The sequence below is a fragment of the Streptomyces cyaneofuscatus genome, assembly GCF_042718795.1.
GTDB classification, from domain to species: domain Bacteria; phylum Actinomycetota; class Actinomycetes; order Streptomycetales; family Streptomycetaceae; genus Streptomyces; species Streptomyces cyaneofuscatus_A.
Map to the genome: position 1 here is coordinate 1 of NZ_JBHXOX010000075.1, position 1,043 is coordinate 1,043.

Annotated in this window: 1 rRNA gene; it reads right to left on the reverse strand. The window is 54.7% G+C overall.

What is annotated here, in order from left to right:
* Positions 1-1,043 (reverse strand): 23S ribosomal RNA (locus ACFWRT_RS37605); the annotation flags it as partial.

The following is a 1,043-nucleotide window of genomic DNA, read 5'->3' on the forward strand; positions in this document are numbered from 1 at the left end:
TTTCAGCACTTATCCCTTCCGCACATAGCTACCCAGCTATGCCCTTGGCAGAACAACTGGTACACCAGCGGTGCGTCCATCCCGGTCCTCTCGTACTAAGGACAGCTCCTCTCAAATTTCCTACGCCCACGACGGATAGGGACCGAACTGTCTCACGACGTTCTGAACCCAGCTCGCGTACCGCTTTAATGGGCGAACAGCCCAACCCTTGGGACCGACTACAGCCCCAGGATGCGATGAGCCGACATCGAGGTGCCAAACCTCCCCGTCGATGTGGACTCTTGGGGGAGATAAGCCTGTTATCCCCGGGGTAGCTTTTATCCGTTGAGCGATGGCCCTTCCATGCGGAACCACCGGATCACTAAGCCCGACTTTCGTCCCTGCTCGACTTGTAGGTCTCGCAGTCAAGCTCCCTTATGCCTTTGCACTCTACGAATGATTTCCAACCATTCTGAGGGAACCTTTGGGCGCCTCCGTTACACTTTAGGAGGCGACCGCCCCAGTCAAACTGCCCACCTGACACTGTCTCCCGGGTCGATAAGACCCGTAGGTTAGAATTTCAATACAGTCAGGGCGGTATCCCACCAGCGCCTCCACCGAAGCTAGCGCTCCGGTTTCAATGGCTCCCGCCTATCCTGTACAAACTGTACCAAAATTCAATATCAGGCTACAGTAAAGCTCCACGGGGTCTTTCCGTCCTGTCGCGGGTAACCTGCATCTTCACAGGTACTATAATTTCACCGAGTCTCTGGTTGAGACAGTGCCCAAATCGTTACACCTTTCGTGCGGGTCGGAACTTACCCGACAAGGAATTTCGCTACCTTAGGACCGTTATAGTTACGGCCGCCGTTTACTGGGGCTTCAGTTCAGAGCTTCGCTTACGCTAAGCGCTCCTCTTAACCTTCCAGCACCGGGCAGGTGTCACCCCCTATACTTCGCCTTACGGCTTCGCAGAGACCTGTGTTTTTGCTAAACAGTCGCTTGGGCCTATTCACTGCGGCTTTCCGTTAAGAAAGCACCCCTTCTCCCGAAGTTACGGGGTC